This window comes from Halomonas alkalisoli (genome assembly GCF_021412585.1).
GTDB lineage: Bacteria > Pseudomonadota > Gammaproteobacteria > Pseudomonadales > Halomonadaceae > Halomonas > Halomonas alkalisoli.
On the sequence record NZ_JAKCMI010000037.1, the window covers coordinates 65,651 to 83,476 of the forward strand.

Sequence of the window (17,826 nt, forward strand, 5' to 3'; positions counted from 1 at the left end):
ACCCTGGCAGTCAATATCGACAATCAGGTTTCACGCCCCGTTGACGATATCGTTTAGTACCGGCACTTAGCCAATTTCCCTTGGGCGACGAGTATGGCAAGCTTGGTGGCTTCTAGACTATCCGCTCTCTTCACGGACACTTCCGTGATCAACAGCAATGACGAGGAACGTCAGCCTTGATCAAGGTTCTCATTGTCGATGACCATCACCTGGTTCGCACCAGTCTCGCTCGCCTGCTGGATGAGGAGGAGGACATCGACGTGGTCGGGGAGGCGGCCAGCGGAGAGGAAGCCATCACCCTGAGCCGCAAGCTCGACCCGGATGTCGTGCTGATGGATCTGCGCATGCCGGGAATCGGCGGCCTGGAAGCGACGCGCAAGATCATGCGCAACAGCGCCGACATCCGCATCCTGGCCCTGACCGGCTTCATGGAAGACAATTTTGCCCAGCGCCTGCTGGAAGCGGGAGCGGGCGGCTTCATCAGCAAGGATACCCAGGTGCCCGACATGGTCGATGCGATCCGCAGCGTATTCGCCGGCCATCGCTATATCAGCCCGGACATCGCTCAACGCCTGGTGCTGTCGCGCTTCGACTCGGAAGAGAACCCCTTCGACCAGCTCTCCCAGCGTGAGCTTCAGGTGGCGATGATGATCGTCAACTGCCAGCGTGTCGCCGAGATCTCCGACCGCCTCTTCCTCAGCCCGAAGACCGTCAACACCTACCGCTACCGAATCTTCGAAAAGCTGGGTGTGCAGACCGATGTCGAGCTGACCCATCTGGGCCTGAAACATGGCCTGGTGGATGGATTCGACACCACCAACTGATGCAAACGATCTGGTAAGCTGGAGGCTCACGCCTCAGCCAGTCCCAAGATGACCTTCGACTCCCGTCAGTTCCTCGCCCACCTGACCCAGGCACCGGGCATCTACCGCATGCTCGACGAGCGAGGCGACACCCTCTACGTCGGCAAGGCCAAGCGCCTGAAGGCCCGCCTGGCCAGCTACTTCCGCGGCGCCCTCAACGCCAAGACGCAAGCCATGGTAGGGCGCATAGCAGACGTTCAGGTCACCGTGACCCGCAGCGAGATCGAAGCGCTGCTGCTCGAGCAGACCCTGATCAAGGAGCTGCGCCCGCCCTACAACATCCTGCTTCGCGACGACAAGTCCTACCCCTTCGTCTTCGTCACCGATCGCCACCCCTATCCGGCGCTCGAGTACAAGCGGGCCAGGCGGCGTCACGAGGATGGCCGCTATCTCGGCCCCTACCCCAGCAGCGGTGCGGTGCGCGAAAGCCTGTCGCTGATGCAGAAGATCTTCCGTATCCGCAACTGCGAGGACAGCGTCTTCGCGCACCGGACGCGGCCCTGCCTGCAGTACCAGATCCAGCGCTGCAGCGCCCCCTGCGTAGGCTATATCAGCGAGGCCGACTATCGGCGCGATCTCGAGCATGCCGTCATGTGCCTAGAAGGACGCAGCGAACAGGTCACCGGCGAGCTGACCGAGGCCATGGAGGCCGCCAGCCGGGCGCTGGCCTTCGAGGACGCCGCCCGCCTGCGCGACCAGGTACAGCATCTACGCCAGCTCCAGCAGCGCCAGTTCGTCGACACCGAGGGCGGCGACGCCGATGTCTTCGCCTTGGCGGAGCGCGAGGACTCGCTGTGCATTTCCGTGCTGGCGGTGCGCCAGGGGCGTCTGCTCGGGGCACGTCATCACAAGCCCGGCAACAGCCTGGGCCTGGCGGCCTGCGACCTGCTGGCTGAATTCGTCAGCCAGTACTACCTCGGCCAGGGTCGGGAAATCCCCCGGGAAGTGATCACCAGCCTGGCGCTTGCCGATGCCGATATCCTGGAAAGTGCCCTTGCGGCTCGCGCCGAGCGCCGCGTTCGCCTGACACACAGCGTCCGTGGCCATCGCCAGCAGTGGCTCGAGCTCGCTCGCACCAACGCCGAGCAGCAATTGGCAGGGCAATTGGCCAGCCAGGCGCAGCTCACCCATCGATTCGATGCGCTGCGTGATGCCCTGGCGCTGCCCCAGGCGCCGCAGCGGCTGGAATGCTTCGACATCAGCCACAGCCATGGCGAGGCCACCGTGGCCTCCTGCGTGGTATTCGACCAGAATGGGCCACGCAAATCGGACTACCGGCGTTTCAATATCGAGGGGGTGGCGGCGGGTGACGATTACGCCGCCATGCGCCAGGCCTTGAGCCGCCGCTTCCGCCGCCTCACCGAAGGAGAAGGCGTGGCGCCGGACATCCTGCTGGTGGATGGCGGCAAGGGACAGCTGAATCAGGCCCGTGACGTGCTGGCCGAACTGGGGCTCGAGCATATCCTGCTGCTGGGCGTGGCCAAGGGCACCACCCGCCGGGCCGGCCTGGAAACCCTGTTCGTGGAAACCGTCGATCGCACGCTCGACCTGGACAGCGCCTCCCCGGCCCTGCATCTCATCCAGCATGTGCGTGACGAAGCCCACCGCTTCGCCATAACCGGGCACCGTACCCGGCGCGACAAGGCCCGGCGCAGCTCCTCGCTGGAAGACATCGAAGGCATCGGGCCCAAGCGCCGACGGGAACTGTTGCGCTTCTTCGGCGGACTGCAGGGCGTCAAGCAGGCAAGCCGGGAGGAACTGGCGAGGGTCCCCGGCATCAGCGCCACCCTGGCCGATACGATTCATCGCTCGCTGCATGGATGAAAGGGCCCACTGCGGATAGAATGGTGGCCTTCTCGGCAACCCTGACCTCAGGCAAGGATCCCCCTGTCAATGAACATCCCCAACATCCTGACGCTGGCTAGAATCGCCTTCATCCCGCTGCTGGTGGTGTTCTTCTATCTGCCTTTCGCCTGGAGCATGCCGGTTGCCGCCGGCCTTTTCGCCCTGGCAGCGGTGACGGACTGGCTGGACGGCTACCTGGCACGCCGCTGGGACCAGGCCACGCCCTTCGGCGCCTTCCTCGACCCGGTGGCGGACAAGCTGATGGTCGCCGTCGCCCTGGCCCTGCTGATCGAACGCTTCGACAGTGTCTGGCTGACGCTACCGGCGCTGGTGATCATCGGCCGCGAGATCGTCATCTCGGCCCTGCGGGAGTGGATGGCCGAGATGGGCAAGCGCGGCAGCGTCGCCGTCTCCTGGCTGGGCAAGGTCAAGACAAGCCTGCAGATGATTGCGCTGCTGCTGCTGCTCGCCTTCTCGCCGGGCACCCAGCTCGCCCTGGTCGGCGTCGCCACGCTCTACGTTGCCGCCATCCTGACCCTCTGGTCCATGGCGCTCTACCTGCGTTCGGCCTGGCCCCACCTGAGCCGTTCCATGTAGCACTCGATGCCAACAAGTGATTGACAGTAACGACCTTATCCGTATAATTCGCTCTCGAGTCGAGCGGGAATAGCTCAGTGGTAGAGCATCGCCTTGCCAAGGCGAGGGTCGGGAGTTCGAATCTCCTTTCCCGCTCCATACGACTCATTGAGGCTGGATGGCAGAGTGGTTATGCAGCGGACTGCAACTCCGTGTACGCCGGTTCGATTCCGACTCCAGCCTCCACTTATTCCCTTCAGCTGTCTGCTCGAATCCCGTGCCGCCCGGATGGCGAAATTGGTAGACGCAAGAGACTTAAAATCTCTCGGTGGCAACACCGTGCCGGTTCGAGCCCGGCTCCGGGCACCAGACTCTTCGCTATCCCGTTCTTCTACCGGTATCATCGGACGCTAACGAGCCGAGTCAGTCGGCGACAGGATCCAGCGAGACCCCCGCATGCCCCGTAGCGAACATGACGTACTGATTGTCGGCGGTGGCGTTGCCGGCCTGACCCTGGCACTGCACGCCGCGGACCATCGCCGCGTGACCCTGGTTCGCCCCGCAAGCGACGATCAAAGCGCCAGCCGATGGGCACAAGGTGGCATTGCCGCCGTTCTCTCTCCGCAAGACGATTTCGACGCCCATGTGGCCGACACCCTGGTGGCAGGTGCCGGCCTGTGCGACGAACGCGCCGTCCGCTTCACCGTCGAACAGGGGCCCGCCGCCATCGAATGGCTGCTTTCACTGGGCGTCCCCTTTACTCGCGACCCGGACCCCGCCTCGCCCTACCCCTTCCACCTGACTCGGGAAGGGGGACATGGGGCACGACGCATCATTCATGCCGAAGACGCCACCGGGCGCGCCGTACTCGACACCCTGATGGCCAACGCCCTGGCCCACCCCGCCATCACGATACGCAACGATCTCACCGCCATCGGCCTGCTGGCCGATGCCCTCGGCCAGTGCCGCGGCGCGCGCTGCCTGAGCGAGCAAGGCGAGCCGACCGAACTGCTGGCGGCCGACACCATCCTGGCCACGGGCGGCGCCAGTGGCCTCTATCGACACACCACCAGCCCCAACCCAGCCAGCGGCGAAGGCATGCTGATGGCCGCCGAGCTCGGCGCCGAGCTGATGAACCTGGAGTTCCAGCAGTTCCACCCCACCTGCCTCTACGATCCGGAAGGCGCCCCCTTCCTGATCAGCGAGGCGGTCAGGGGGGAAGGCGGCCACCTGTTGAACGCGCAAGGGGAACGCTTCATGACGGCGCTGGACCCGCGGGCGGAATTGGCGCCCCGTGATATCGTCGCCCGCGCCATCGATGCCGAAATGCAGCGCACCGGGGCGCCCCACGTCTGGCTCGATGTACGCCATCTGGGTGAAACTGCGATTCGCCACCACTTCCCCACCATTCACGCGCACTGCCTTGGTCGCGGGATGGATATCGCCCAACAGCCGATACCGGTGGTGCCTGCCGCTCACTACAGCTGCGGCGGGGTCGCCACCGACCTCGTCGGCGCCTCCACCGTCCCGCGCCTCTACGCCATCGGAGAAGCGGCATGTACCGGCCTGCACGGCGCCAACCGCATGGCCAGCAACTCACTGCTGGAGTGCCTGGTATTCGCCCGCAGCTGTGCGTCACGCCTGGCCGAAGCGCCACCGCCGTTCACCGCACCGCTGGTGATGAAGCAGGCGGAAGGAGGGAGTGTGGATCTCGATCAGGTTCGTGGCTGGCGCCGGACCCTGCGCGAGATCATGAGTCATCGTGTCGCCATCGTGCGGCGGGACGACGGCCTGGAAGCCGCGGCGAGCGAGCTTCACGCATTGAGCGCCGAGGTCGAAAAAGCGGTGAACGAGGCCGCCCCAAGTGCGCCTCTTGCCAGCCTGTGGCATGCCTTGAGGCTGGCAAGGCTGACCGTGACCGCTGCGAGAACCCGCCGTGAATCCCGCGGCCTGCACTTCAATCCCGACTGCCCTCACCCGGCGGCGCATCCACAACCTTCCCGGCTGCATGTCACCGATCTCGAATAAAACTCTCGAATAAGAACCTCGACCGAGTAAAGCCGAGACATGCGGCAAACGCTGCCGAGAACCGTCAGCCAGTCTTAACCAGCCAACGACGCAGCTGGCGCAGCGACTCCCGGGAACTGCTGTCCGGCCATAGCCATAAACGGCTGCCATCGATCTCGAGCGCTATCAGCCAGGGCCCCAGATAGCGGCAGCGCAGTGCGACATCCTGTCGCTCATGGCCGGTACGGGGCCGCCAGTCCCAGCGACAACCGGTCTTCTCCTGGGGCACGATTCGCAGCTCACCGCAGACACGGCCATGCTCACGCCGCCATGCCGTCAGCAACAACGCCATCAGCACCAACCAGGCCATGGTCAGACCTGCCAGCCAGGTAGCACCGTAGCGGACCAGCAGAGCCAACAGCACCAGAGACAACAGGCCGTGGGCCCAGCGTGCCAGCCTAGACGGGACGACGCGGATCGTTATCGGCGTTCTCGGCATGTTCCTGAATCAGCCGTACGATTCGATGAAAGGCGGGATCTTCCGGCTGCTCGCGCCGCATCAGCCAGGCGAACAGATCTTGATCCTCCCCTTCGATCAGCAGCTGGTAGGCGTTCTGGTCCCCGGCGTCCAGGTGGTCAAAACAGTGCTCGAGGAAGGGAATCAGCAGCAGGTCCAGCTCCCACATGCCGCGGCGGGAGTGCCAGTAGAGCTGCTTGCGCAGGGCCGCCGCTTCGGGGGTTGTCACTTGGTCATCCGGATTCGTCGTGTCGCTCAACGTCTGCCTCGGCTGTGCTGGTGAGTGAGCCATCAGTATACCGGAGCCACCCGAAGGGGGCAGCACAGCCGGCCGCTTTCGAAGGATTGCTTGACCTTGGTCGTAGTGCGTTGTTTTATCTCGGTTTGCGCAGTATGCTGATGACAGAACAATAATCTCGCCCAGGTCCAACCGGATCAGGGGGCTGCCTGGAGATCACCGATGACCAAATCCGAATTGATCGAGCAGATTGCGATGCATCAGCCGGAGCTTTCGATCAAGGAAGTCGAATCTGCGGTTCGCCTGATCCTTGACGACATCACCGATACCCTGGCCGAGGGTGGCCGGGTGGAAATTCGTGGCTTCGGCAGCTTCTCGTTGCACTATCGCGAGCCGCGCGTCGGCCGCAATCCCAAGACAGGCGACCCGGTCGCGCTCGAGGGCAAGTTCGTGCCACACTTCAAACCGGGCAAGGAGCTTCGCGAGCAGGTCAATGCCAGCCGCGCCCTCGGCTACTAACCGAATCTTATACAAGGGATACCTACATGCGTTGGCTCAAAGGCCTTATCCTGGCCATTATTCTGCTGGCGGTACTGCTGGTCGGCATCCTGTTTGCCGTGAACAATCAGCAGACGGTGCCGCTCAATTTGATCTGGACGGAGCTGCCGGCCGTTTCGCTCTCGGTCTGGCTGCTCGCTGCCCTGGTCGCTGGGGTGCTGCTGGGCATGCTGGCCATGACCGGGGTATGGCTGAGACTCCGCGCTGCGCTATCCCGGGCCCAGCGACAGAATCGGCAACAGCGCAAGGAGCTCGACCGGCTGCGTGTGCAGGAGCTCAAGGAACTACCCTAAATGCCCGACGCTCTGCTGCTGACCCTGTTGGTGGCAGCCGTTGCCATCGGCTGGTGGCTTGGCCGCCGTGAACGTCGAGGCTCCCGTGGTGACGAGTCTTCGACATCGCTGTCGCGGGATTACTTCGTTGGCCTGAACTACCTGCTCAACGAGGAGCCGGACCGCGCCATCGAGACCTTTGTCGGGGCCCTCGAGGTCAACAGCGAGACGATCGACACCCACATCACCCTGGGCAATCTGTTCCGCACCCGGGGCGAGGCTGATCGCGCCGTCAAGATTCACCAGAACCTGCTGGCCCGGCCGACCCTCACGGCCGCACAGAGCGACCAGGTCCAGCTCGAACTCTCGCGCGATTTTCTCAACCTGGGACTGCTCGACCGGGCCGAGCGTCTGTTGCAGCAACTCATCCGTGAATCCAGTCGCGACGAGATCCGTCATGCCGCCAAGCGCCTGCTGGCCGACCTCTTCGACCGGGAAGGCGAGTGGCAGGCCGCCTTCGACGTGGCTCACCCCACCCTGACCCGTCAGCACGACGATGTCCGACGGGCCGCCGCCCACTGGCTCTGCGAACTGGCCGACCAGGAGCGCCACTCCGCCAGCCCCGGGCTGGCTCGCAAGCACTTGCGACAGGCGCTCTCCGTCGATCCAAGGTGCGTTCGTGCCAATCTGCTGCTGGCGGCCATGGCGCAGGATACCGGCCATTATCGGGACGCCATTCGCCTGTTGATGCGCATCCCCGATCAGGACCTGGAATTCATCCCCACGGTGCTGGAACCCCTGCACCACGCCTATCAGCTGCTGGGCGACGAAGAAGGATTGGTGGCCCACCTGGAAGGTCTGCTGGATCGCGCCCACTTCACCAGCCTGATCATCATGCTGGCCGAGACGCAGCGAAGACGCCATGGCATCCAGACGGCCATCGACCTGGTCAGCGAGCAGCTCAATCGCTCGCCGAGCCTGGGCGCGCTCGACTACCTGCTCGACCTTTATCAACACCAGCAGCATGAGCACGGCACGCCCGATAGCCGTATCCAATTGCTCAAGCAGCACACCCATACCCTGCTCCAGGCACGACCCCGCCATCGCTGCGGACGCTGCGGATTCGCCGGCGAACCGCTTCACTGGCAGTGCCCACGCTGCCGCAGCTGGGGCACGACCCGCCCCATTACCGGTATCGAGGGGGAGTGAGCGACAAGGCCGCGCGCCTCAGCCGGCCAGCTCCTGCTCGATGGCCTCCAGGGCCGCCATGGGGTCCTCGGCCTGTGTCACGGGCCGGCCGATGACCAGGTGGGTACTGCCTGCCGTCATGGCTTGAAGAGGGGTCATGATTCGCCGCTGGTCGTCCGCTGCGGCAAAGCTCGGGCGTATTCCCGGCGTGACCTTGAGGAAGGTGTCGCCGCACAGCTCTCGTAACCGTGTCGACTCCTGAGCCGAGCAGACCACGCCATCCATACCACTGTCCATGGCCAGACGCGCCAGGCGCTCGACCTGCTCCGCGGGCGACACCGTGATGCCCACCTCCTGCAGATCCGTCGTGTCCATGCTGGTCAATATCGTCACGGCGATCAGATGCGTGGCCAGCCCCTGTCGTTCAATGCGCTCTCGGGCAGCCTCCATCATGCGGCGCCCGCCCCCGGCATGGACATTGACCATCCAGACGCCCTGCTCGGCGGCGGCCTGAACGGCGCCGGCCACGGTATTGGGGATGTCATGGAACTTGAGATCCAGGAAGACCTGGAAGCCACGCCCATGCAGCGCCTCGATCACGTCCGGGCCGCTGCGGGTAAACAGCTCCTTGCCCACCTTGACCCGGCAGCGGGACGGGTCGAGCCGGTCAGCCAGGCAAAGGGCGGCATCAAGCGAAGGGTGATCCAGGGCGATGATCAGCGGTGAGTCACTAGACACGATGAGGGCTCCAGTCGGCATCTTGGTTGGATGCAGGGAGTATATCAGCCCCTTGGACTAACCGTTCCCCTGCCGCCTGGGCTATGCTGAAATCCAAAGGAGGAAAAGACGATAGCCAGTTCCAGCGCCTTGCTCTTGCCTGATGGCCGGGAGGATTCCATGACCAGCGACCATCGAATCAGTCCAATCGCCCTGCCCGATAGCCGCGCTCGGCGAGTCCTCGAATCACTGCTGGAAGGCTCCGGCATCACCCTGAACGGTAATGCCCCTTGGGACCCGCAGATATACAACCCGGACTTCTGCGCCAGAATTCTCCGCCAGGGCTCGCTGGGCCTGGGCGAATCCTACATGGAAGGTTGGTGGGAGTGTGACCGCCTCGATGAGCTGGCCCGCCGCCTGCTGCAGCATGGCCTCGGGGAGCGTGCCCGCCCGCCCTCCGACCGGCTGATATATCGACTCCAGGCCGGGCTGATGAACCTTCAGAGCAAGGCGCGCGCCTATATGGTTGGAGAAGCCCACTACGACCTGGGCAATGACCTTTTCGAGCGCATGCTCGATCCCACCCTGTGCTACTCCTGCGGCTACTGGAAGGAAGCCGGCTCCCTGCACGAGGCACAGCTGGCCAAACTGGAGCTTGCCTGCCGCAAGCTCGAGCTACAGCCCGGCATGCGGGTGCTCGATATTGGCTGTGGCTGGGGGAGCTTTGCCGAGCACGCAGCCCGACGCCATGGCGTCTCCGTCACCGGGGTTACCATTTCCCGGGAACAGGCTGCCCTGGCCCAGCAGCGCTGCTCAGGCCTGCCTGTGGAGATTCATCTCGAGGATTATCGCGATATCGAAGGATGCTTCGATCGTATCGTCTCCATTGGCATGTTCGAACACGTGGGACATCGCAACTATCGTGCCTATTTCGAAACCGTCCAGCGTGTGCTGGCCGATGGTGGACTCTTCCTGCTCCATACCATTGGCTCCAACAATTCGCATATCACCGTCGACCCCTGGATCGATCGCTATATCTTTCCCAATGGCGTCCTGCCCTCTGCCCGGCAGGTGGCAGACGCCAGCGAAGACCTGCTGCTGATGGAGGATTGGCAGAACTTTGGGCCCGACTACGACACGACCCTGATGGCCTGGTTGAAGAACCTGGAGCACCACTGGCCGGAGCTGGCCGAACGCTACAGCGAACGCACGCACCGCATGTTTCGCTATTATCTTTCGGTATGCGCTGGCGCCTTCCGTGGCAGGGACATGCAGCTCTGGCAGATCGTCTTCTCACGCGAACGTGCCAGTCGCTATGACGCCCCGCGCTGAGCCAGACTGCGAGAGGATCCGTCCTAACATCTTTACGGTGCTCTCTACCAGCCCTCCGGACCCCCCTTACAATCACTGTCGGCAATTTCCTACAGCAAGAGCCAGATGATTTACGCTCAGTTACAACGTATATTAGCCGTTCACCAACGGCTCGGCCCTTGATGTCGGTGCTTCCCAGCACCTCGGCTTTTGTCACCCATTGAGCCGACACTATAAGAATGACAGGCCTGCACGCAGCAGGGACTACTAGGACGCCCGCATGACCGAAGAGAACGCCATGACGGGTGGGGGGCTGGATATGCCTGGCAACGTTCGAGACTTTACCGAACGGCTGCCCGGCGTCATCTTCCAGTTTCATCGCGGCCTGGATGGCCACATGCATTTCCCCTACCTGGCCGGTAGCGGTACCGGCCTGCCAGGCATCGACCGTGATGCTCTGGGCCAGGATGCACGGCACATGCTCGACCGACTCGATGGCGACGACTATCCGAAGCTGATGGCCGCCATCGAACGCTCGGCTCGCTGGCGCGTGCCTATCGCGACCAAGTTCCGCATCCGCCTGCCCCATGGCCGATGCCGCTGGGTTGCGCTACGCGCACAGCCGGAGGATGCCCAGACGGGAGTACTCTGGCATGGCCTGATGATCGATATCACCGAACAGATGGTGGAGGAAGCACGCCTACGGCGTCTGTCGGATACCGACGATCTCACCGGCCTGGCCAACCGCCGCAAGCTGATGGTTCGACTCGCCGAAGAGACCTCCAGATGCAACCGGCATGGCTCACCCCTGTCGCTGATGCTCATCGATCTCGACCATTTCAAGCGCGTCAATGACACCTGGGGGCACCTCCAGGGGGATCAGGTACTGATCGAGCTTGCCAAGCTGTGCCGCAAGCTGCTGCGTGAAGAAGACACCATCGCCCGGCTCGGCGGCGAGGAGTTCGCAGTCATCCTGCCGCTCACCCCCCTTGTCCGCAGCCTCCCCCTTGCCGAGCGGCTGCGACAGCGAATTGCCGAGCACGCCTTCGGCATCGAACCCGGACAGATCACCGTCAGCATTGGCCTGGCCGAATACCGGCCAGGCGAACCCCGCGATGTCCTCATCGAACGCGCCGACCGCAGCCTGTATGCGGCCAAGCATCAAGGGCGCAATCGGGTCGAGAGCTGAGGCCGAGCTCACCGTGCCTTGCCACGCCACTGGAGATAACGCATCAGGCCATGTACCGGCAGATACAGCACCAGTGGCCAGCCCAGCATCAGTCCCGCCAGATAGACGAGGGGGGAGAGGGTCTCCTGCTGCATCCCGAAGGGGCCATGCACCCAATTGATGTTTCGCTCGGCCTCGGTGAACAGGTAGGTCAGTGGAATCACCAGCCAGGTGAGCAGCGTCTGCCAGATCAAGGCGCGGCTTTCATAGCCGAGCCGCAGAATGGCAAAGCCCGCCACGAAAGGCAGCACCAGATGATAGAGCGACAGCACGCGCGCCAGTGGCGGGTGATCCGGGTCGAACATATACTCGGTACCGCCGATTGGATGGAAACCGGCCAGCCACGCCACTCCGACGTCCAGAGCCCAGAATAGCCCGACCAGCAGCACGGCGAGCCACTGCATGGAGAGCAGCAGCCGGTTCTCCGTCCATAGCCCTATCAGGATGAGAAAGCTGGCAAGATTGCATAGCCAGAAGTAGTTCTGCGCCCCCAGCATGATGGCATAGGCCGGCGCCCAGAACAGAATCCAGGCAGTAAAGAGCCATTTGAGCCAGAGTGGCAACTGGCGAACGCGACGAGACATAGCGCCCTCCCTTCAGGCATACCCTTCAATCGTGCCTTTCAAGCATAGCCTGCCGCCGCAACGCCCCGACCGTCAGTAAGGCAGAGATCCTGTTGTTCAAACCGGAGGTTCCCGAGTGGCAGATCCTCGAGCGCAATGGCATCATGCAGCTTGAGCGGGTCTGTACCTTCACCGCTACGACTTCATACTTGCCGCCAGAACCGACGAGGTAGCGAATTAAATGTTCGAACATATTGAGCGGGTGCCCGGGGATGCCATCCTCGGCTTGATCGAGGCCTTCAAGAAGGACACCAACCCCCAGAAGGTCGATCTCGGCGTTGGCGTCTACAAGGACGCTCAGGGCAACACACCGGTGATGCGCGCCGTGAAGGAAGCCGAGGCCCTGCTGCTCAAGAACGAGACAACCAAGACCTACATTGGCTCCCACGGTGCTCCGAGCTATGGTGAAGTGGTGCTGCCCATGGTGCTGGGAGAAGGTTCCCCGGTACTGGAGGCAAAGCGTGCCAGCGCGACTCAGTCGCCGGGTGGCACCGGTGCCCTGCGCCTGGCGGCGGACTTCATTGCCCACCAGCTGCCCGGCAAGGATATCTGGGTCAGCGACCCGACCTGGCCGAATCACCTGGGCATCTTCCCCGCCGCGGGCCTGACGCTGCACAAGTATCCCTACGTGGATGCCGACAACCGCCTGGACTTCGACGGCATGCTCGGAGCCCTGAAGACGATTCCCGAAGGCGATGTGGTGCTGCTGCATGCCTGCTGCCACAACCCCACCGGCTTTGATCTCTCCCGCGAACAGTGGCAGCAGGTCCTGGAGGTCGTCCGCGAGCGCAGCCTGCTGCCGTTGATCGACTTCGCCTACCAGGGCTTCGGTGAGGGTCTCGACGAGGATGCCTATGGCGTTCGCCTGATGGCCGAGAATCTCGATGAGGTGATCATCACCAGCTCCTGCTCAAAGAACTTCGGTATCTACTGCGAGCGCACCGGCTGCCTGATCATGGTGGCGAAGAACGCCGAGCAGATGGAGAACGTGCGTTCCCAGGTAGCCATCGTGGCCCGGGAGAACTACTCCAATCCCCCGGCCCATGGCGGTGCCATCGTCAGCGAAATCCTCCACTCCGCTGAGCTGACCGCCCTGTGGCGCGAAGAGCTGACCGAAATGCGCGATCGTATCAATACGCTGCGTCGTGACTTCGTCGAAGCCCTCAAGCCCTACGGCCTCGATCAGAAGTATGCCTGTGTGGCGGAACAGCGAGGCATGTTCTCCTATACCGGCCTGACCCCGGAGCAGGTGGACCGCCTGCGGGACGAGTTCGGCATCTACATGGTGCGCTCGGGCCGCGCCAATGTGGCAGGCTTCTCCCACGAGAACCTTCCCTACCTGGCCAAGGCAATCGCCGCGGTCAACTGAGACCCCACCCTGTCAGTCGCGCATTCGGGATGAGAGCCCGGTGCGCGACTAGGCTTTGTCCGAAAACTGCCCAGCCTCACCCACGACTCGCCTCGAGCGCGGAGCCACGCGCCTCGACCTCAGTGACCGCCGCGGCCCTGGCTATTGTGACTGTGGAAAAGCGGCCGCATATTGTCGATGAGGTAGCGGTCATCGAAATCGGCCATCTCCTTCAACGCCTTCAGATCCGGAATCGTCACGACGTGTCGCTCACGAAAAACCAGCCCTTCATCGCTGAGGGCGGTCAGGGTACGGCTGACATGCACCGGGCTCAGGCCAAGCAGGTCCGCCAGCAGCTCCTGGGACAGAGGTAGACGAAAGCTGTCGTGGCCGTCGGCATGCGTATGCTTCAGGCGCTGGTAGGTCTCGAGCAGGAAATGCGCCAGTTTCTGCTTGGCATTGCGCCGAGCCAGGTTGACCAGGCGCTCCGTGATCAAGACCTGTTGGCGGCTGGAAATGGCGAACATGATGGTGGTCAGTATCACCGATTGGCGGAACAGGTCAAGGACATGCTGGTGAGGGAAATAGCAGACCACACCATCCTCGGCCATCTTCACGCCGGCCAGCCGCTGAGAGAAAGCGAATTCCCGAAGACCGATGATATCACCTGGCATGTACAGCTCGAGGATCTGACGGGAGCCGTTTTCCATGATGCGATAGGAGTAGGCCCAGCCACGACTCAGGGTACAGAATTCATTGGCGCTATCCCGCTCCTCCCAGAGCTGGGTGCCCGCTTTGACCTTGGTCGGGCGCCTTTCGAGCTCGAGCAACAGCTCCTCGTCGTTCCGGGATAGATCGTAGTAGTAGCGGAAATGACGAACGATACAGCTATCCAAGTGCTCCACCTTCACTCTCCCCTCGTTTCAAAACAATGGGCAGACGGCAACTGCAAGCCCAAGGAGCCTTGATTCATGGGACCGAACCGTCTGAGCCATTCGGCAGCCAGAGCACACAGAGGGTTCAGCACACCATGAATGCACTTTCTCTTTAGTAAACCGCAGCTTCTGTAACATCTATCATACCCCGAGTCACGACAGGTCGCCCTTCTTTCAACCAGCGTTGGCTCTGCGTTGCGCCTACGCCTAAAGCGGGGTTGACCAATCAGTCAGATTGGCGTCAGACTGCTCCCTGCCTTGTATACAACCCCATAACAGAAGAGGCGCACCATGGCAGCAACCCCTGTGCATTATCCGTGGTACAAGAAGGAAGACACCGATGCCTTCTTCGCCCTGTTCCAGAACAATATTGCCAACTTCGTCATCATCGCCATCACCATGCTGGGCATGGGCTTTCCCTCATCGATCGTCTTCGGCCAAGTGCTCCCGGGTGCTGCAGTGGCGGTCATGGTGGGCAACTTCTACTACGCATGGACGGCGGCCCGTTTGGCGCGCAAGGAGAATCGCGCCGATGTGACAGCACTCTCCTACGGTATCTCGACCCCGGTGATGTTCGTCTTCCTCTTCGGCGTGCTGCTGCCAGCCAAGCAGTTGACCGGGGACGCCGAGCTGGCCTGGAAGGTGGCGGTAGCTGCCTGTTTCATCAGCGGCGCCATCGAAGCGATGGTCAGCCTGGTGGGTCGCTGGGTGCAGTACCACCTGCCTCGCGCCGCCATGCTCGGGGCGGTGGCCGGTGTCGCACTCACCTTCATCGCCGGTGAGATGCTGTTCAAGACGCTGGAGATGCCGATCATCGGCCTGCTGGTGCTGGCCATCATCATCGTAGGCCTGGTCGCCAGGGTATCGATGCCATTCCGCATTCCGACGTCACTGTTTGCCATCGTGATAGGTACCGCCATGGCCTACCTGATCGGCGATGCCGGTGGTGAGCGGTTCAGCGATGCCTTCACCCATCTGGGCTTCTATCCGCTGCTGCCCAACCTGGCCTGGCTCGAAGGCTTGGGACTGCTGTTCACCGGCATGCTGGCGGTGCTGACGGTGGTATTGCCGATCACGCTCTACAACGCGATCGAAACCATGAACAACGTCGAGGCCATGGAAGCCGCCGGCGACAAGTACGACGTCCGTGAATGCCAGGCAGTGGACGGCGCCGGCACCATGATCGGCGCACTGTTCGGTGGTGTCTTCCCCACCACGGTCTACATCGCCACAGTGGGCGCCAAGTGGATGGGGGCGGGCCGTGGCTACAGCATTCTCAACGGTGCCGTCTATGCCATTGCCACCATGTTCGGCCTGATCGCGGCCTTGGCCGCCATCATCCCCGTGTCGGTGGTGGCGCCGATCCTGGTATTCGTCGGCATGTCGATGATCGCCACCGCCTTTCAGAGCAACGATACGCGCTACTACCCTGCCGTCGCGCTGGCCATGCTGCCCTACTTCGCCAACTACGTCATGACGCGTTTCAATCGCGGTGCCGGCGATGTGGTTGCCGATATTTCGGGAGGCATCGTCGCCATGGGCCAGGGCGCCATGTTCATGGCCATCTTCATCGGTGCAATGACCGTATCGGTGATCGACCACCAGTTCCGCCGTGCGGCCGTGTTTGCCGCCATCGCGGCGGGGTTCTCCTTCGTGGGCCTGATGCACGCACCGGAGCTGGCCTTCAACGCCGCCTCCGACTTCACCCTGGGCTATCTGGGGATGGGCGTCCTCTTCCTCTACTTCGCCTGGCAGCAGGAGCGTCTGGCTGCCCCGCAGCCGGTACCGACCTCGCCTCCATCAACCGACTGATCATCTGATTACCGAGGCCCTCCCGGTCACCCGAGAGGGCCTCCTTTCATGGGTACGAATACTTCGCGGAAGGTCTCTCCTACTGGACCTCGGTATCGGCATCCGCATCGACTTCGGCATCTACCTCAGCCTCGGCCTCGGCGCCACCCTCAAGGTACTCCTCGGCTTGCGGCTCGCTCTCCTCGATCTCACCTCTTATGCGATCGCGGTTCGATTCGAGGCGATCCTGCGCGGGTTCGGCGGCACGATCAATGGCACGATCCAGCCCGGGTGCACGGGTCTTTTCATCCTCGGTATACACATCGGCCTCTGCCTCGACATCCTGCTCTGACTCCATGTCGGTGTAGGCTTCGGCTTCGGCTTCGGCTTCGGCTTCTACACCCGCCTCGGTATCGGTGCTGGCTTCAGCATCGACACCCGTCTCGGTATCAGTGCCATCTGCGTCTCCGTCGATGCCGCCACCGGTATCAGTGCCGTCGGCGTCTCCGTCGATGCCGCCATCGGTATCAGTGCCCTCGGCGTCTCCGTCGGTGCCGCCATCGACACCAGCGCCGGCAGCCGCATCACCACTGGCACTGGCGCTGGCTTCAGCCAACAACAGCTCGCTGGCCGCTCCCGTGATGGGCATGGCGGAAAAGTTGCCGCCTTGAACGTCGTCTTCAAGGCTGGTCGCCTGGGCAGCCGTGCCGGCCAGACCGGAGAAAATGAGTGCCATGCTGGCAGCTAGTGTCTTGAGTTTCATAACGCCTCCTTGTGCCCCGCGTTCCCTGGGGCTGTATCCATCATCCTGTGGGATGGCTCCTCCTTGAGCCGCTCGTCGTGACGAGTCTCGCTCCTGCTCTTACCAAGCGAGCACCGTGCCAGAAGAGAAACAATTCTCGTCGAATCAGGTAGATATTAAAGAACAGCGTTTTCTTATGCTGCCATCACGGAGGATATGCAGCGATATCCGTCGCGATATGAGGACACTAAATGGGAAACGAGCCGGACATGGCCGCCACGACAGAAGGCCTTGGCGTCTGCGTTACGCGACAATATCGTTCGCTACTGATGAAAGTCACCGCCAATGAGGGGCCCCGGAACTAAAAGGGCCCTGCCGGTCATCCGGCGGGGCCCATTGAAGACCAATCGGCGAGCTGCGCCCATCGGCCAGGCGTTGTTACTGAGCGGGCGGAGCCTGCTGCTGCTGCATCTGCTCCTGCAACTGATTCATCTGTTGCTGCTGCTGCGCCATCACCTCTTCGAGCTGAGTACGCTGCTCTTCGGTGAAGACGGCTTCCACCCTGGCCTGCAGCAGGGTGGTCTCGGCGGCGAGTTCGCCGGTCAGTTCACCCAGCCTTGTTGCATCCTGACGAATCGCTGATTCATCGAAATTGGGATCGATATGGTCGCCCAGTGCAGTCTGCAGGGCCTGAGCCTCCTGCTCCATGGGCTGCAGGCGCTGCTGGGCGTCGTCGAGAAGTCCCCGAATCTCCTGCTGCTGACCGTCGTCCAGGTCCAGCAGTTCGTTGAGCTGATCAACCTGGTCACCTTGCTGCGGCGGAGCCTGCATGGACTGCTGAGCCATGGCCGGTGATGCCATTCCCAGTGTCACAAGGGCCGTTGCTACAAGCTTGACTACTTTCATTTATTACTCCGATTCGTCATGGACAGGTCTGTGGCTGAATGGCCACGCACCCTACCCTGACACGGAAAAACTCAACTAGTTCGGCCCGTTGCACTTCACCCCCTAGGAGCCTGTCGGATTTGACCGATCGTCGCGAGAGATTTGGATTTCGAGACAAGTTT

The 17,826-nt window shown here is 62.6% G+C and carries 18 protein-coding genes and 3 tRNA genes; 14 read left to right on the forward strand and 7 right to left on the reverse strand.

Annotated elements, in window-relative coordinates; translation table 11 throughout:
• The first annotated feature begins 176 nt into the window (after nt 1–176).
• The 7 genes from uvrY to nadB all read left to right on the forward strand — a co-directional run bounded on the left by uvrY (nt 177) and on the right by nadB (nt 5,312).
• Nucleotides 177–824: a UvrY/SirA/GacA family response regulator transcription factor gene (uvrY, locus tag LY622_RS16480; RefSeq protein ID WP_234281103.1), complete on the forward strand. Its 648-nt coding sequence runs from the start codon at nt 177–179 to the stop codon at nt 822–824.
• A 48-nt stretch (nt 825–872) separates the two neighbouring features.
• Nucleotides 873–2,687, forward strand: a complete 1,815-nt coding sequence (uvrC, locus tag LY622_RS16485) for an excinuclease ABC subunit UvrC (RefSeq protein ID WP_234291889.1) — start codon at nt 873–875, stop codon at nt 2,685–2,687.
• Nucleotides 2,688–2,756: 69 nt separating this feature from the next.
• A complete protein-coding gene (pgsA, locus tag LY622_RS16490; RefSeq protein ID WP_234291890.1) occupies nt 2,757–3,305 on the forward strand; it encodes a CDP-diacylglycerol--glycerol-3-phosphate 3-phosphatidyltransferase in 549 nt (182 codons plus the stop codon).
• 63 nt (nt 3,306–3,368) lie between these two features.
• Nucleotides 3,369–3,443: transfer RNA gene (locus LY622_RS16495), tRNA-Gly, on the forward strand.
• Between the two features lie 13 nt (nt 3,444–3,456).
• Nucleotides 3,457–3,530: transfer RNA gene (locus tag LY622_RS16500), tRNA-Cys, on the forward strand.
• A gap of 36 nt (nt 3,531–3,566) precedes the next feature.
• Nucleotides 3,567–3,653 (forward strand) — tRNA-Leu (locus LY622_RS16505).
• Between the two features lie 87 nt (nt 3,654–3,740).
• Nucleotides 3,741–5,312, forward strand: coding sequence for an L-aspartate oxidase (gene nadB / locus LY622_RS16510; RefSeq protein ID WP_234291891.1), 1,572 nt, complete (start codon nt 3,741–3,743; stop codon nt 5,310–5,312).
• Nucleotides 5,313–5,376: 64 nt separating this feature from the next.
• Here nadB and LY622_RS16515 read toward each other — a convergent pair whose 3' ends face one another.
• Both LY622_RS16515 and LY622_RS16520 read right to left on the reverse strand, forming a co-directional pair.
• Nucleotides 5,377–5,790 (reverse strand): protein YgfX, encoded by a 414-nt coding sequence (locus LY622_RS16515; RefSeq protein ID WP_234291892.1) that lies wholly within the window; start codon nt 5,788–5,790, stop codon nt 5,377–5,379.
• On the reverse strand, nt 5,750–5,977 hold the full coding sequence (locus LY622_RS16520; protein WP_234292046.1) for an FAD assembly factor SdhE: 228 nt from the start codon (nt 5,975–5,977) through the stop codon (nt 5,750–5,752). The genes LY622_RS16515 and LY622_RS16520 overlap by 41 nt, the downstream gene beginning before the upstream one ends.
• A 291-nt stretch (nt 5,978–6,268) precedes the next feature.
• On the opposite strand from LY622_RS16520, the gene ihfB reads away from it, so the two are divergent.
• The 3 genes from ihfB to lapB are packed head-to-tail and all read left to right on the forward strand — an operon-like array spanning nt 6,269 to nt 8,085.
• Nucleotides 6,269–6,565, forward strand: coding sequence for an integration host factor subunit beta (ihfB, locus tag LY622_RS16525; RefSeq protein WP_114477602.1), 297 nt, complete (start codon nt 6,269–6,271; stop codon nt 6,563–6,565).
• A 26-nt stretch (nt 6,566–6,591) separates the two neighbouring features.
• On the forward strand, nt 6,592–6,897 hold the full coding sequence (locus tag LY622_RS16530; protein ID WP_234281108.1) for a lipopolysaccharide assembly protein LapA domain-containing protein: 306 nt from the start codon (nt 6,592–6,594) through the stop codon (nt 6,895–6,897).
• Nucleotides 6,898–8,085: a lipopolysaccharide assembly protein LapB gene (gene lapB, locus LY622_RS16535; RefSeq protein WP_234291893.1), complete on the forward strand. Its 1,188-nt coding sequence runs from the start codon at nt 6,898–6,900 to the stop codon at nt 8,083–8,085.
• An 18-nt stretch (nt 8,086–8,103) separates the two neighbouring features.
• Here lapB and pyrF read toward each other — a convergent pair whose 3' ends face one another.
• Nucleotides 8,104–8,802, reverse strand: a complete 699-nt coding sequence (pyrF, locus tag LY622_RS16540; protein WP_234291894.1) for an orotidine-5'-phosphate decarboxylase — start codon at nt 8,800–8,802, stop codon at nt 8,104–8,106.
• A 159-nt stretch (nt 8,803–8,961) separates the two neighbouring features.
• On the opposite strand from pyrF, the gene cfa reads away from it, so the two are divergent.
• On the forward strand, nt 8,962–10,113 hold the full coding sequence (gene cfa / locus LY622_RS16545) for a cyclopropane fatty acyl phospholipid synthase (protein WP_234291895.1): 1,152 nt from the start codon (nt 8,962–8,964) through the stop codon (nt 10,111–10,113).
• Between the two features lie 259 nt (nt 10,114–10,372).
• Entirely contained in the window at nt 10,373–11,281 is a 909-nt protein-coding gene (locus tag LY622_RS16550) for a GGDEF domain-containing protein (RefSeq protein WP_234291896.1), read from the forward strand.
• Between the two features lie 8 nt (nt 11,282–11,289).
• On the opposite strand, the gene LY622_RS16555 is transcribed toward LY622_RS16550, so the two are convergent.
• Nucleotides 11,290–11,904: a hypothetical protein gene (locus LY622_RS16555; protein WP_234291897.1), complete on the reverse strand. Its 615-nt coding sequence runs from the start codon at nt 11,902–11,904 to the stop codon at nt 11,290–11,292.
• A 220-nt stretch (nt 11,905–12,124) separates the two neighbouring features.
• Here LY622_RS16555 and LY622_RS16560 point away from each other — a divergent pair, with 220 nt between their 5' ends.
• Entirely contained in the window at nt 12,125–13,312 is a 1,188-nt protein-coding gene (locus LY622_RS16560; RefSeq protein ID WP_234291898.1) for an amino acid aminotransferase, read from the forward strand.
• A gap of 119 nt (nt 13,313–13,431) precedes the next feature.
• Here the strand turns inward: LY622_RS16560 and LY622_RS16565 are convergent, their stop codons facing one another.
• Complete coding sequence (locus tag LY622_RS16565) at nt 13,432–14,196, reverse strand: Crp/Fnr family transcriptional regulator (protein WP_234291899.1); 765 nt, start codon at nt 14,194–14,196, stop codon at nt 13,432–13,434.
• Nucleotides 14,197–14,517: 321 nt separating this feature from the next.
• Between LY622_RS16565 and LY622_RS16570 the strand changes: the two genes are divergently transcribed.
• A complete protein-coding gene (locus LY622_RS16570; RefSeq protein ID WP_234281115.1) occupies nt 14,518–16,038 on the forward strand; it encodes an NCS2 family permease in 1,521 nt (506 codons plus the stop codon).
• Between the two features lie 79 nt (nt 16,039–16,117).
• Here LY622_RS16570 and LY622_RS16575 read toward each other — a convergent pair whose 3' ends face one another.
• Both LY622_RS16575 and LY622_RS16580 read right to left on the reverse strand, forming a co-directional pair.
• Nucleotides 16,118–16,780: a hypothetical protein gene (locus LY622_RS16575; protein WP_234291900.1), complete on the reverse strand. Its 663-nt coding sequence runs from the start codon at nt 16,778–16,780 to the stop codon at nt 16,118–16,120.
• 417 nt (nt 16,781–17,197) lie between these two features.
• A complete protein-coding gene (locus LY622_RS16580) occupies nt 17,198–17,665 on the reverse strand; it encodes a Spy/CpxP family protein refolding chaperone (protein ID WP_234291901.1) in 468 nt (155 codons plus the stop codon).
• Nucleotides 17,666–17,826: the final 161 nt, after the last annotated feature.

Coding starts and splice junctions, on each gene's coding strand:
- uvrC (WP_234291889.1), top strand. CDS start 873: ATGACCTTCGACTCCCGTCAGTTCCTCGCCCACCTGACCCAGGCACCG.
- pgsA (WP_234291890.1), top strand. CDS start 2,757: ATGAACATCCCCAACATCCTGACGCTGGCTAGAATCGCCTTCATCCCG.
- nadB (WP_234291891.1), top strand. CDS start 3,741: ATGCCCCGTAGCGAACATGACGTACTGATTGTCGGCGGTGGCGTTGCC.
- LY622_RS16515 (WP_234291892.1), bottom strand. CDS start 5,790: ATGCCGAGAACGCCGATAACGATCCGCGTCGTCCCGTCTAGGCTGGCA.
- LY622_RS16520 (WP_234292046.1), bottom strand. CDS start 5,977: ATGTGGGAGCTGGACCTGCTGCTGATTCCCTTCCTCGAGCACTGTTTT.
- ihfB (WP_114477602.1), top strand. CDS start 6,269: ATGACCAAATCCGAATTGATCGAGCAGATTGCGATGCATCAGCCGGAG.
- LY622_RS16530 (WP_234281108.1), top strand. CDS start 6,592: ATGCGTTGGCTCAAAGGCCTTATCCTGGCCATTATTCTGCTGGCGGTA.
- lapB (WP_234291893.1), top strand. CDS start 6,898: ATGCCCGACGCTCTGCTGCTGACCCTGTTGGTGGCAGCCGTTGCCATC.
- cfa (WP_234291895.1), top strand. CDS start 8,962: ATGACCAGCGACCATCGAATCAGTCCAATCGCCCTGCCCGATAGCCGC.
- LY622_RS16550 (WP_234291896.1), top strand. CDS start 10,373: ATGACCGAAGAGAACGCCATGACGGGTGGGGGGCTGGATATGCCTGGC.
- LY622_RS16555 (WP_234291897.1), bottom strand. CDS start 11,904: ATGTCTCGTCGCGTTCGCCAGTTGCCACTCTGGCTCAAATGGCTCTTT.
- LY622_RS16560 (WP_234291898.1), top strand. CDS start 12,125: ATGTTCGAACATATTGAGCGGGTGCCCGGGGATGCCATCCTCGGCTTG.
- LY622_RS16570 (WP_234281115.1), top strand. CDS start 14,518: ATGGCAGCAACCCCTGTGCATTATCCGTGGTACAAGAAGGAAGACACC.
- LY622_RS16575 (WP_234291900.1), bottom strand. CDS start 16,780: ATGAAACTCAAGACACTAGCTGCCAGCATGGCACTCATTTTCTCCGGT.
- LY622_RS16580 (WP_234291901.1), bottom strand. CDS start 17,665: ATGAAAGTAGTCAAGCTTGTAGCAACGGCCCTTGTGACACTGGGAATG.